The 13032-nt window shown below is 62.1% G+C and carries 6 protein-coding genes; 1 reads left to right on the top strand and 5 read right to left on the bottom strand.

Going from position 1 to position 13032, the window contains the following annotated elements:
* Window positions 1-213: 213 nt before the first annotated feature.
* The 4 genes from WMO66_RS03230 to WMO66_RS03215 all read right to left on the bottom strand — a co-directional run bounded on the left by WMO66_RS03230 (window position 214) and on the right by WMO66_RS03215 (window position 9615).
* Complete coding sequence (locus WMO66_RS03230) at window positions 214-6939, bottom strand: S8 family serine peptidase (RefSeq protein WP_349134974.1); 6726 nt, start codon at window positions 6937-6939, stop codon at window positions 214-216.
* Window positions 6940-7146: 207 nt separating this feature from the next.
* Window positions 7147-8718: an O-antigen ligase family protein gene (locus WMO66_RS03225; protein WP_349134973.1), complete on the bottom strand. Its 1572-nt coding sequence runs from the start codon at window positions 8716-8718 to the stop codon at window positions 7147-7149.
* On the bottom strand, window positions 8711-9244 hold the full coding sequence (locus tag WMO66_RS03220) for a DUF4330 domain-containing protein (RefSeq protein WP_349134972.1): 534 nt from the start codon (window positions 9242-9244) through the stop codon (window positions 8711-8713). The genes WMO66_RS03225 and WMO66_RS03220 overlap by 8 nt, the downstream gene beginning before the upstream one ends.
* Entirely contained in the window at window positions 9241-9615 is a 375-nt protein-coding gene (locus WMO66_RS03215) for a hypothetical protein (RefSeq protein WP_349134971.1), read from the bottom strand. The genes WMO66_RS03220 and WMO66_RS03215 overlap by 4 nt, the downstream gene beginning before the upstream one ends.
* On the opposite strand from WMO66_RS03215, the gene csaB reads away from it, so the two are divergent.
* Complete coding sequence (gene csaB, locus WMO66_RS03210; RefSeq protein ID WP_349134970.1) at window positions 9605-11821, top strand: polysaccharide pyruvyl transferase CsaB; 2217 nt, start codon at window positions 9605-9607, stop codon at window positions 11819-11821. The genes WMO66_RS03215 and csaB overlap by 11 nt on opposite strands.
* Before the next feature lie 95 nt (window positions 11822-11916).
* On the opposite strand, the gene WMO66_RS03205 is transcribed toward csaB, so the two are convergent.
* The gene (locus WMO66_RS03205) at window positions 11917-12879 is read right to left on the bottom strand and encodes an alpha/beta fold hydrolase (protein WP_349134969.1); all 963 of its coding nucleotides are present in this window, start codon (window positions 12877-12879) and stop codon (window positions 11917-11919) included.
* Window positions 12880-13032 lie beyond the last annotated feature (153 nt).

The raw sequence follows: 13032 nt of genomic DNA, 5'->3' as shown, positions 1-13032 counted from the left end.
AGGGGCACGCCGCATCCGTAAGGCGGCAAAGCCGCCAACGGCTGCGCAGTGAGCGCCGCTACAGACGCAATTGGTTTTTACGGCTTTATCGGCAGCCTGTACGGACTGCAGGCTCCACGCTGGGCGGGGCATGCCCCGCCCCTACAAAAAGTGCTTCGAAATATAAAAATTTCCCTCCCGGCGAACCGGGAGGGAAATTTTTTACTTATGAGATCAGCCCTTGAGGAAGCGCATGAGCAGCGTTGCGATCTGCGCACGCGTTGCACCGGACTGTGCATCGAGCGTGACCGTGCCGTCGGCAGCCTTCACACCGTTGATGAGGCCGGTGGCGACTGCCCAGTTCATGGCATCCCTCGCCCAATCGGCGACGGAGGCTGCATCCGGGAAGGCGGCGAGCTTATCCTCCGCAACGGCCTCGGCCTTGGCGAAGCGATAGAGCATCGTAGCGATCTCCTGACGGGTAACGGGCACCTCGGGAGCGAACTCGTCGGCGCTGATGCCCTTGACGACACCGGCTTCCGCCGCCCACTTGACGGCGTCGGCATACCAGACGCCCTCAGTGACATCCTTGAACGGATTGGCGGTGTTCTTCACATCAGGCTTGCCGGCCACGCGGTACAGCACCATAGCGAGCTGCGCACGGGTCACCGTGCCGTCCGGCTCGAACAGGCTGCCGCCGACGCCGAGCATGAGCTCGTTGTTCAGCACGTAATCCACGCCCTCATGATACCACTGCGTGTTGTCCAGGTCGGAGAAGGCCTTGGACGGGCAGTTCTCGGTGCTTGCGGGGATCTCGCGGGTCTGCTCTGCACCGCAGTCGGCGCAGACGCGGGTCTCCTCGCCCGGCGCGAAGCAGGTCGGCTGCTTCGTGACAATCCATTCGCCCCAGTTGTGCTCGACATTCTCGTTCTTCACGACAATGGTCTCGCTGAGATCAAGGCCGCTTTCCGCATTGCGCTGCAGCGTCTTGACCTGCACCTCGAGGTCGCAGTGAACATCGTCCTTCGGGCGGAACTTCAGGTTCGCCAGAACGGCGTCACTGGCGATCTCCTTTTCGGCGGCATAGCCGAAGAGAAGCTTGCCCTCGGCGGGCTGGAAGCTCGAGAGCTGCGCCGTGCTCACACCGGAGACATAGTCCATCAGGGACGGATCCCAGGTGATCTCAAGCAGGCCGTTCGTCGTGGCCTCGTCGGCCGTCAGGGTCAGGTCCACATCGCCGTTGGCGGTCATGGAGCCGCCCTTCACGGCAGCGACGCGCTGCGCGGCAGGAGCTGCGGCATTCGAAACCGTGTTGAGGCTGCCGGAGGCTTCCTGTGTGCTGCGCTCGATCTTCTCTGCGGACACGGTCTGCGCGGTGAGCTCGATATCGTTCTTCTCCGCAGCGGCCTCCGCAGTCTGGATGCCCTTGATGCTGGCATTGCCGTAGACACGGTTGACCGTCGCGGGCCAGACGGAATCGCCGACATTGCCGACATCCGTCGCGTCGAAGTACAGGCCGTCGGAACTCTGCATGAGGTTGAGCATATAGAGCTCATTGGTGTCGCCGGTGAAGTAGGACAGGAAGAGCGTCAGGCCGTCCGTCGTTCCCTCGTCGGCCATGACGAGCGAGCAGTACATGGAGTCCTCATGGCCGCCGAAGGCCAGCTCAGGCAGCGTGGTCTCGTAGCAGCCGCCGCTCAGGCTATAGCCGTCCGCTTCGGTGTAATAGAGGTTGAGGACCCACATATTGCCCTTATTGTCCAGCGCAAGGAACATCTCGGCCGGGACGGTCTCGCCGCTCTTGAGCTTGACTGACGTTTCGCCCGCAGAGGCGATGGCGGTGAAGTAGCTTGCACCGACCTGCTGCAGGAAGCTCTGAAGCTTGAAGCCGTATGCATCCAGATTCATCGGATCCTTCGGCGAGAAGAGGTAGTAGTAATAGACACCCACGATCTGATCCTGCTCCTCGGTGCTGAAGAGAGAAGAGTAGGCCATATCCCACAGCGGGACGCCTGCGCCGTTGGCGGAGCCGAGGTCCTCGCCCGTGGCGGTGTTGATCTTGTGCATGGCCCAGGAATCCGCCGTCGCATCCATCAGGTACATGAGGTCGGAGCTTGCCAGCGTCGTGGACTCGATGCTGATCTCGCCGTCCTTGATGAGCTTGCCGGGCGTCCAGCTCTTGTTCTCCAGATTCCACTGATAGAACTGGGCATGACCGTCCTTATCCTGCAGCGCACCTTCCACGGTGATGTGGAGCGTAGTAACGGTAACGTAGCACTCCGCCTTGACCTCAGGATCGACGGCAGAGGCTGCCGTGATAACGGCGCTGCCCTCGCCGACGCCGGTCACGACGCCGTTCTTGACGGTCACAACCGAATCATCGGAGCTGGACCACGTCACGCTGCGGTCGCTCAGCGTCCACGGGTTGGCCTGCGCGGTCAGCGTGGCCTTTTCGTTGACAAGGAGGGACAGCGAGCTTTCGGAAAGGGAGACCGCCATGGCCTCGGTGCTGGGAGCAAAATGGGAGGCGTCGTCCGTGCGGCCCGCCTTGACATAGCAGCCGAGGATGACGGACAGGCTGGAATGATCCGCAAGCTTCTTGCTCTCGCGCGTCGTCGGATCGATGGTGTAGATCGCAGAATTGAGGATCTGGCCCGTGAAGCTCGACGCTGTCGCCAGCGTGAAAACGAGCTTCTGGTTCTTGGCATCCCATGCCAGCGAGGACTGTGCCATGTAGATGGACAGCTCGTCGTCCAGTGCACCGAGATCCTCCGGCTCTGCGAACGTAGCAGCCGTGAAGTGATAGAGCTTGTTGTCGAACGTGCCCTGGCCATAGAAGCCATTGGAGCCGTCGGAGGCCAGCGTCCAGATGTCCTTGCCCATCTCGCCGACGAGCGACGTTGCGCCGGTCAGCAGGTCGAGCTTGAACAGATAGGAAGCGCCGAGCTCATTGGCCTCGGAGTATGCGAGGAAGTACATTTCCTTCTCCGCTGCGTTATAGGCCATGTCGCTGACAAAGAAGTCATAGCTCAGCGGGCCGGAGGCTGCGCCGAGATCTGCAATCTTCGTCACATTGGCGAAGTCGTTGTCCGGCATGACATACAGGGCATTTTTCTCGTCAATGGCGAAGACATAGCCGTCGGCATACTCGGCAGCGTAGAGCTTCAGGTTCGTCGCGCCCATGGCGGCGGACTCGGAGGCGTCCTCGGTGTAGGTGTACCACTGCTTTTTATTCAGATCGAAGAAGGTGTAGTAGCCGTCGATATCGGGCAGGAAATCATAGGAGACCTTATAGGTGGAGACGTTCATGGCATAGTCATAGACCTGCAGCAGGAACGTCTTGCCGACGACCTTGCTCACATCCAGACGGACATGCTGCGTCTCACCGGCAGTTTCCTGATTCGGCGCGACATAGGTCAGCGCCTTCGAGCCGGCCGCATCATACAGAGCGACGACGGAGACATACTCGTTGTCCTTCGCTGCGACGTCAAGGGAGCCGTCCACCAGACTGACGGACACGTCCTCGATCTCCGGAGCCGTGTTGTCGATGGTGGTCATCGTGCTCAGGCTCGCGCCCCTGCCGAGAGCGTCCCAGTCATAGGTACCGTCGGCCTTGCGGTAATACTCCGGAGCCAGCACAAGGGAGATGTTGACCGTCGTGCCCTCGGGGAGCTTCTCGCCGTTGGCCTTCGTACCGGACCAGCCGAGGTTCACGGCCTTCTGCGTGTCCTGCCAGCTTCCGCCGTTGGCATAGTAGAAGGCGGCGGAAACAGGGCCAAGATCCTCTTCTACATAGACCTCACCGGTCTCCGCATCGGAGATGACATACTTGGCATCGCCCGCATTACGGATGGAGGCAAAGTAGAGCTTGAAGATCTGATCGCCGTTCTCGTTGTTCAGGGCGTTGCGCGCGGGCACATACTCGTCGTCCTCGGCAAGCGGGTTGCCGAAGTAGTAGTACTCGCCGTCCTCGTTGGCATACTTGACGGTGGCCATGTTGCCGAACATGTTGGGAGAACCGTCGGAATCCGGGAGATACGGGTTGCGGGTCTCCTTCTCGTACCAGTACTCGGACAGCGTGCCCTTATCGAACATGGAGGCATCGGACCAGTTGCCATAGAAGCCCAGCACGGGGATGGAATGGGAAACGCGCTCGACACCGTCTTCCGCGGAAACGGGATTGGCATACAGGAAGGCCTCGACATAAGCGCCGTTCGTGTAGTAGGCGTCAAGGAATTCCTTCTCCTCGTCGATGAGGGAGAACGTCACATGGACGGAGATGCTGCCATCGGCCGGGAGAACGACCTTTGCAGCGGAGATGAGCTTCAGCAGCTCGGAGACATCGTGCGTGTCGGTGTCGCCGTCGCCGTCGACATCAGCCTTGAGCTTGCCCGCGCCGGCCGTGACGTCGTCGAGCAGGAGCTGTGCGTCGTCGGCATCGGTGTCGCCGTCCTTGTCGAAGTCATAGGCAGTGAGCTCCGACGGAGCGGTCAGGACCTTGCCGTCAACCGTCCAGACAACATTGGCTGCCATGGACACGGTCTTCGGCAGAAGATACAGGACGCCGTCGACAGAGGCCGGAGCCTGCGTGAAGACATCGGCGGAGAGGGTGTATTCAATGGCCTCGTCCGTAAGGTTGTTCAGGGTGAAGTCTGCGGAGTAGACGCCCGTGCGGTCGGGATCGTCGCCGAGCTCCACCTTGACCTTGCCGTCGGGCTGGCCGTTCACAAGGACGTAGCTCTCGGCATGGATCGCATTGGAAACGTTGGCAAGGCCTGCGCCCTGCCTCAGGATGGAATACCAGGATTTGGTGCTGGCATCATAGACGGGCTCGGCCGTGGACATCAGCAGGCTCTGGGCCAGATGACGCACGGAGACGCCGGTCTTTTCCTTCAGACCGTTTTCGCGGATGTACTGCGCCACGAGGGCTGCCATACCGGCGACCTGCGGGGCCGCCATGGACGTGCCGCTCATGACCTCATAGGCCTGACCGCCTGCCACGGCACCGTTGACGGAATAGATGTTGCCGCCGGGAGCCGTGATCTCGGGCTTCATGCTCAGATCGCTCGGAACACCCCAGGAGCTGAAGTCGCTCATGGTGTAGGAACCGGAGGAACCGGTGCTCGTGCTCATCTTGCCAGAGACGGTCAGCTTGCCGGTGTAGTAGAGCACGGTCGTGCCGTCCTCGGCATAGACCGGGGTGGAGGCCGCCTTGATGTCGGCCGCTTCCGTCTGCAGGATGCTGATGCACGGGATGGTCGCGGTGGAGTCGGACAGATCCATGCGGATCACGCCTGCCTGGTTGTTGCAGACGACTGCGCCGGCGGCGCCCGCTGCAGCTACGGCCATGTGCTTCTGATAGAAGGAGCTCGTGCCGCGGAAGACAAAGGCGATCTTGCCGGAGACGACGTCGGCATAGTCCGTCAGGAGGCTGTTGCCGTCGGCATCCGCGCCGGTGTTCTCGAAGTAGACATACTCATATTCGGTGCCGCTGCCGTCGGCAGAGGTATCGAGCGTTGCAAAGGCCTTGTTCGTATAGCCGCTGTCCGCGGTATCGGTGTAGAAGACCTTCGCGCCGTCGCCATAGGAGAAGGAGTAGCCGGTCGTGCCGGAATTATCCACGGAGGCCACGCCGAAGGAGTTCTTGTAGGAGCCGGGGGAGCCGCCGGTGGCGAAGTTCACATCGTCCAGATACAGGGCACCCGTGCCGTTAACAGAGTTTTCCGGCCAGCTGGAGGAATTGCCTGCAGAGATGGAAACGACGGTGTCGGTCTCGGCCAGCTTATCCAGGATGCTCTGATACTTCGCATCGGGGGTGGTAAAGCCCGCGTTGCCGGAGCCGAGAGACAGGTTCACGGCGTCGCAGCCGAGCATCACGGCGTCTTCGATGGCGACCATGTAGTCGGAATCATATGCGCCGCCGCCCTTGCCGAAGACCTTCATCGTGATGAGCTGGGCATCGGGGGCAACGCCCTGCACAAACACGGAATCGAGCGCCTTTTCATAGCCGCCCTTGCCGTCGGAGACATAGCGGTTCGCCGTGGCGATACCGGCGACGTGGGAGCCGTGCTCACCCTGTTTGTCATTATCGTGCGTGATGTCGAAGTCCTCGTCCACATAGTTGAACGCGAACGGGAGCTTGCTGGTGAGATAGAGCTTGCTCGCATCGGGGACAAGCTTGCTGATGTTCAGCTTCGGCAGAACAGCGGCGATCTCGTCAACATCGAGCAGGTCCAGAGAAGCAACGAACTCGTCCTTGCTCTTGCCCGCATCGGCAGCCAGCTGCTCGAGGGAATACTCGAACGCCTTGCCGTCAAAGGAGATGTGGTCGGTGTCCGTGCCGGTGTCGATGACAGCGATGCGGCTGCCCGCGCCGGTGTAGCCGTCTGCCCAGGCGGCCGTGGAGCCGATCATCGCGCCGGAGGTAGCCATGTCGGGATCGGCATCGCCGGTGGAGACGACATCCGGCTCATAGCGGTTCTCGAGCGTGACGGAAGCCACGCCGTCAAGCGCTTCGATCGCCTCGATCTTGCCATAGGGCACGTTGGCAGAGATCGTGTTCGTCAGGAGCGTCATGTTCCAGACGACATCGAGCGCCTCGCCGCCGAGCACATCCTGTGAGATGCGCTGTGCCATCGCCTGCTGCTGGACCTTCAGACCCGTGCGGTAGATGTCCGCCGCAGCATTGTTCGCGATGCCGCGCGTGGCATAGCCCGCATCGACGGTCGAAGCGCCCGCCAGCGTAATGGAGACACGGACCATGTCGGTGTCTGCATATTGCGGCGTATCTTCCTTCGTTTCGGCTGTATGCATTTCCGGTTCCGCAGTCACGGCGTCATTGCTGACCTTTTCGATCGTGACCCTGGGGCCAGGATCGGCCGCGGCGGCCGGCAGCGCGAAGCCCATGACGACCGCAAGGGTCAGGACCAGCGCAAGCAGCTGCTTCAGCTTCTTTTTCATACGTTTTCCTCCTTGATATGATGTAACCGGCCGAAGCCGGTATTGTTCCCCCATTGTAATACGTCCGCGTCGGAAAAACAAGTGTTTTCTTAAATATTTTTTCACAATTTTTCCAAGGATTTTTCATAAATTGCAAGAAAAATAAAAAACGCTGCAAAATATGTTGGGATTCCAACATATTTTACAGCATTTTTACAACGTATGCTTTCAGGCGGTTTCCTGTGTCCGGCGGCGCAGCAGGCCGGCCCAGGCCAGCATGGCTGCGACGGCGAAGAACAGCGCCATCATATACGGCTCCTCCCAGATGCTCTCAAACACGCTGTGGATCAGCACGCCGATGAGGCCGCACAGCATGCCCGCGCAAAGCGGCGACCAGCGGGTCTTTGCCGTGCGCACACAGGCGCGCAGGCCGTTGCCGACGAGGCCAAGCAGCATCATGCCGAAGGCCGTCACGCCGACAATGCCGTTCTCCGTGAGGATCTTGACGTAATAGTTATCAACATACATATACTCGACCCACGGCAGGACGGGATTCTGCACCGCGACGGCGCCGCCGTACATGCCGTAGCCCATGCCGAAGACCGGGTCCGTAGTCTTGAGATAGCCGATGGCCGTGGCCCAGCGCTTCGCGCGGCCGCCGCGGGCGTTCGAGTCCGCGAACTGCGGCGTGAACAGATAGCCGATGCGGCTGCGCACGAACGGCAGCGTGCAGGCCACCGCGCCGCACACGAGCATCAGGGCCAGCAGGCGGCGGTCGATGAGCAGGGCGAACAGCACGGCCGCAATGGCCAGCGCGAGCCACGCGCCGCGCGACATCGTGAACAGGCAGCCCGCACACATGGCAAGACCGCACAGCCAGAACAGCACCTTCTGCGACGGACGCTCACAGGCATAGGCCAGACCGATGGTCATCGGCGCGAACAGGATCATATAGGCGCCCATAATGTTCGGATTGCTGAAGATGGAGTAGACACGCGTGCGCACCGCGCCTTCGGCGGCGTCCGTCCAGCTTGCAGGAATGGGCACACCGATGATGAACTGCCAGATGCCGTGCAGGGCCAGCACCGTGGCAATGATGACCATGGTGAGGTACATCTCACGGAAATCGCGCTCGTCGCGGATGAGATGCGTGACAAGATAGAACACCGCCAGATATTCCATGCTCGCTCGGAAGCCCGTGAAATTCACGGTCGGCGCAGGGCGGACCGTCATCAGCAGGAGCACGCCCACCGTGAGATAGAACGCGATCCACAGGCCGATGCCGTTGGCCGTGCTGGAAAGCGGGCGCCTTGTGTCGACGCGGCGGTGGATGACCCACACGAGCGAGAAGAGCATCAGCAGCTCATCCCAGACGGAGGCGATGGCCGCCAGCTGCAGCACATCGCGCAGCAGGTAGTCCATGATCGCATAGGACGAGAACAGGAACAGCAGGAAGCCCGTCATGCCGCCCGCAAACAGCCAGCCGAGCAGGAGGCTGTTCCGCAGCGCTGCCATGACGCGGCGGTAAATGCGGTAGGCAAGGCTGTCCTCCAGTACCGGCACGACGCGCGCCCCGATGCCGCACAGCCACGCATTGCCGCGATCCATCAGCCTGCGGTAGGCCGAGCGCTCCACGGCGGGCTGCCCGCCGAGCAGGCGGCGCAGCGCCCGGCCGGGCAAAGACTCCGCAAACGCGCGGTGGATCGCCGCAAACATCCGCGGCAGGAACGTGCGGTGGTACAAGGCCGCAAGCGCCGCGAACAGCCGCCAGAGCAGACTGGTCCTCAGCAGCTCATCCATGAAGCTTCTCCATGGCGCTGACCGTGCCGAGCATCTCGATATCCACGGTCTTGACGATATAGTCGCGGCCGATGCGGACCTCCTGCGTGCCGACGACGAAGGAACCGACGGTGTTCTTGGCAGCGGCCTCGATCACAAAGCGGACCGTCACGCGCTGGCCGTCTGCGCTGTCGTCCTGCGGCAGAATTTCCGCCGAGGTGATCTGCGCATCCTGGAACTTGTTGCTGTTGAAGATCTGATTCGGACTGACCTTAAGGGTGGAATCGTCGTCAAGCTTCAGCTCATAGTCCTCCGCCGTCACGGCAGTCACGGCGTTCTCCGCCTGCATCAGGGGCATGTCCTCGCACAGGACGGTGTAGCGCAGGTTCGCCTGCGCACTCGGCTCGTCGGCAGCGATCGTTTCGCCGCCGCTTCCGCCCACCATGCGCACGGCGAGGAAGGCCACAGCGGCGATCACGACAAGCAGGATGAGTACATCGACGATGTTCAGCTTGCCGAACAGGCGGCCGTTCTTGACGATTTTCATAAGATAACCTCCAGTTGGCGGAAAAAACGGGAGAAATCCGATTGCTTCTTTCCGCAAAATATATTATAATGAATATTCAGGCAAGCTGATTCTATCAGATTTGCCGCGGAATTGCAAGAGGCAACAAGAGGCACAAGTGATATCAGGTTGTCAAAACCTGCCAAGTCAAAAGCTTCGGAGGGAAGGATAGTGTGAAAGGAAACCGTCAGGGTTTCCTTTCGCGTCAAATTACCCGCCGCAGCGGCAGAATTGCAAAATAAAAACACAAAAACTAATTTTGCAATTCTGAAAGCAGCTTGGCGAAAAAGCCCGCAGAGACTTTTTTGACAAGCTGATCTGCCCATTTTGAGGTATGACCGTATGAAACTCATCCATCTGATCTCCGGCGGCGACGTCGGCGGCGCGAAAACGCACGTTCTTTCCCTGCTGCAGGGCCTGAACCGCACGGAGGATGTCCACCTGATCTGCTTTATGGAGGGACCGTTCGCCGAGGAGGCCCGCTGTCTCGGCATCCCGACGACCGTCATTGAAGGCAGCAACCCCATGGCGGTGCGCAAGCGCATCCTTGCCATCATCCGGCACGACGACTGCCAGCTGCTGCACTGCCACGGCGCCCGCGCGAACATGATCGGTGCGCTCGTGCAGCGGCAGGCGCGCATCCCCGTCATCTCCACCATCCACAGCGACTACCGGCTCGACTATCTCGGCCGCCCGCTGGCCGCGCTGACCTACGGCAACATCAACAAGGTCGCGCTGCGCCGCTTTGACGCGTGGATCGGCGTTTCGGACGGCATGCGCCAGCTCCTTATTTCGCGCGGGTTCGACCCGCAGCGCATTTTCCCGCTGTATAACGGCGTCGACTTCTCCACCCCGCTCAAGACCGTCCCGCGGGATGAGTGGCTGCGCGGCATCGGCCTGACGCCGACGGACAAAACCGTCGTGTTCGGCATTGCCGCCCGCATCTCCCCCGTCAAGGATATGACGACGCTCGTGCGCGCCTTTGCCGCGGCCGTGAAGCAGGTGCCGGACATCCGCCTTGCCATCGCGGGCGACGGTGAACAGGCCGGAGAGATCCGCGCGCTGGCCAAGGAGCTGTGTCCGGAGGGCACGGTATTCTTCCCCGGCTGGCTCGAGGACGTCAACAGCTTCTATCAGGCACTGGATGTCAATGTGCTCACGTCGCTGTCCGAGACCTTCCCCTATGCCCTGACGGAGGGCGCGCGCATGCACTGCGCGACCATCGCCTCGAACGTTGGCGGCGTGCCCTACCTCATCGACGACGGCGAAAACGGCCTGCTGTTCGAGCCGCAGGATGTCTCCGCGCTCACGGCCCACATGCTCACGCTGGCGACAGATGCCGCAAAGCGCCGCGGCATGGGCGAGGCACTCTATGAAAAGACGAAGCGCGACTTCTCCGTGCAGGCCATGGTTGAAAAGCAGAAGCATTATTACGAGATCATCATCCGCCGCTTCCGCCGCCCGAAGCTTGAGCGCGACGGCGTCGTGATCTGCGGGGCCTACGGCAAGGGCAACGGCGGTGACAACGCCATTCTCGACGCCATCGTTGCCCAGCTGCGCCACATCGACCCTGATCTGCCGATCTGTGCCCTCAGCCGCACGCCGAAGGAGACGCGCGCGGCCGCCTGCGTCGATTCGCTCTATACGTTCCGGCTGCTCGCCATCCGCCGCAGGATGCACCACGCGAAGCTCTACCTCAGCGGCGGCGGCACCCTCATTCAGGACACCACGAGCACGCGCTCGCTCCTCTATTACCTTTCGAGCATCCGCATGGCCGCCCGCGCGGGCTGCCGCGTCATGCTCTATGGCTGCGGCGTCGGCCCCGTCTCGCGCCCGCGCAACTGCGAACGCACCGCCAAAACGCTCAACCGCTACGCCGAGATCATCTCCCTGCGCGACCGCTACTCCGAGGAGACGCTCCGCGCCCTCGGCGTGACGACGCCGGAGATCCGCCTGACGGCGGACCCCGCCCTGCTGATCGATCCGGGCGACACGCCCGCCATCCACAGCTTCCTGCACCGCAGCGGTCTGGCAGAAGGCACGCGCTATGCCCTGTTCGCTCTGCGCCCGTGGAAGGACTTCGACCGTCACATCGCCGCCTTTGCGAACGCAGCGGAATACGCCCACCGGGAGTACGGCCTGACGCCGGTGCTCTATGCCATGGAGCCGTGCCGTGACCGCGCCGCGCTGAACGCCGTCGCCGCGCAGCTGCGCTGCCCGTACCTGCTGCTGGAGGCCGGGAGCAACGGCACGGAGATCGTGGCACTCATCCGCCGGATGTCGCTCGTCATCGCCATGCGGCTGCACACGCTGATCTTTGCCGCCGGGCAGGGCGTGCCGATGGTCGGCGTCGTCTACGACCCGAAGGTCAGCGGCTTCCTCGACTACCTCGGGCAGGACCTCTACCTCCCGCTGGAGGAGGCGAACGCCGCCTCGCTGTGCGACCTCATCGACACGGCCATGGCCGAGCAGATGTTCGAGGCCGAAAATATCCGCAGCCTGCGGGAGCTGGCCGCAGAGAACGAAGAGCTGGCCCGTCACCTGCTGACGGAGGAATAATAGGCATAAAATCAGTCGGAGACCCGGCGGAAGCACTTCACAGCAGCTTTCGCCGGGTCTCCGGTTTTTGTGGGAAGGGAGCTATTTCCGCGCCCCTATTTCTCCGCAGGCGATTGATTCCGCGGCTTCTCCGACTCCGCCAGTATCGTTTCGCAGAAGCGCAGAATGCGGCTGCGCGCCTGCGCGGCGGCGCCGCCCGCCTCCTCATGGAAGATATCATGCCGCGCGCCCGGCAGCAGGACCGTCTGCACGGGGAGTCCCGCCCGTTCCATCGCCGCGCCGAGCTGCCTTACGCCGCTTCCCATCGCGCCGACAGGATCGTCCGCGCCGGACAGCAGCAGGATCGGGCAGCGGTTCCAGCCCGCAAGCGCGCGCTTTCCGCCGGTCCGGCGCATGGCGCTCAGCAGCTCCAGAAACAGCGCCGCTGAGATATCCGGCCGGCACAGCGGGTCGGCGCAGTAGCGGTCGAGCGCTGCTTCGTCGGCGCAGAGCCAGTCCGCCCGGGTGCGGTTCGGCGCAAATTTCCGGTTATAGGCGCCAAAGGAAAGCTTCTGCACCAGCGGCGTCGTACCGCCGGGCTTTGCCCGGCGCAGCTGGCCCCGGACGATCGCCTGTATGACGGCAAGCACCGCGCCCGGCTGCGTGCCCGTTCCCGCAAGGATCACCCCCGCCGGAGCGACCATGCCCCGACAGAGCGCGTCCCGCAGCAGGAAGGAGCCGAGGGAAAAGCCCAGCATTCCCAACGGCACACCGGGGAAGCTCTCCCGCAGTCTCTCACAAAAGCGCTGCAGATCAGAAAGCGACTGCTCCCAGCCGTCCGGCCCCATGTCGGCACAGGTACGGCTGCCCGGATTGCGGCCATGCCCACGTAGGTCAAAAGCCGCGCAGGCAATGCCATGCTCTGCCAGCGCGGCAGCCAGCGTGTCGTAGCGTCCGCTGTGCTCCGTCATACCGTGGCTGATCTGCAGCACGAGGCGTGGCTGCCCGTCCGGCAGCCACAGGCGCGCGGGAAGCTCCGTCCCCTGCGCGCCCGCAAATTGGAATTCCGTTTCCTGCATGGTTCATTCTCTCCTTCCGGTTCAAAAAACAGAAAAAGCACGGGTGCGCCGCTGCTTCCGCGGCGCACCCGGCAGACTGTCGAAAAAGCCTCGCAGAGTTTGCGCCCGCAGGCGCAAAGAAAATGGAAATCATTTTCTCCGGCGGCGTGTACG

The organism is Faecousia intestinalis, from assembly GCF_040096185.1.
GTDB lineage: Bacteria > Bacillota > Clostridia > Oscillospirales > Oscillospiraceae > JAZOXB01.
Note: the sequence above shows the minus strand (reverse complement) of the source record. Positions and strands in the feature narration are given on the sequence as shown.